Source organism: Mycobacterium sp. 852002-51057_SCH5723018, assembly GCF_001667035.1.
GTDB lineage: Bacteria > Actinomycetota > Actinomycetes > Mycobacteriales > Mycobacteriaceae > Mycobacterium.
In genome coordinates, this window is the sequence record NZ_LZIR01000056.1 from 1 (window position 1) to 721 (window position 721).

At 69.1% G+C, this 721-nt stretch carries 1 protein-coding gene; it reads left to right on the forward strand.

The window, feature by feature from the left end; all coding sequences use genetic code 11:
* Positions 1-721, forward strand: a 721-nt coding sequence (locus A5764_RS11605) for an HNH endonuclease signature motif containing protein (RefSeq protein WP_156664631.1), incomplete at both ends; no start/stop codon positions are given.

Sequence of the window (721 nt, forward strand, 5' to 3'; positions counted from 1 at the left end):
CCCTGGGCCATCTGGATGCCGCGAAGTTCGACGCCGCGTTGGCGTCTCATCGTGATGCGCTGATCGCTCAGTGGAAGCAGGATCACGGCGATGGCGGGGACGGTTTAGATCAGCGGCCGCCGTTGCCGGGTGCTGTCGAGGCGTTGATGCGTCTGGTGGAGGCGGGCTGGGACGCCGAGGCCACCCGCCGCCCGCACGGCCAGCACACCACCGTGGTGGTGCACCTCGACGTTGAGCAGCGGGCTGCGGCACTGCATCTGGGTCCGTTGCTGTCCGATGCGAACCGCCGCTACCTGACCTGTGATGCCACGTGTGAAGTCTGGTTCGAACGGCACGGCGAGGTCATTGGTGCCGGACGCGCGACCCGGGTGATTAACCGGCGGCTGCGCCGCGCGCTGGAGTATCGCCACCGCATGTGCGCGGTTCCCGGCTGTGGAGCCACCCGGGGTCTGCACGCCCATCACCTGCGGCACTGGGAAGACGGCGGGCCCACGGAGTTGGCCAACCTGGTGCTGGTTTGCCCTTATCATCACCGGTTGCACCATCGGGGCGTCATCACCATCACCGGCCCCGCCGACGCGCTGATCGTCACCGACAACGCCGGCCGGTTGCTAAGCCCGGGATCGCTGGCGCGCCCACCCACGCAACCCCGGCCCGCGGTGGCGCCGTGTCCGGGACCGACCGGCGAACGCGCCCAATGGTGGTGGTATGACCCCTACCA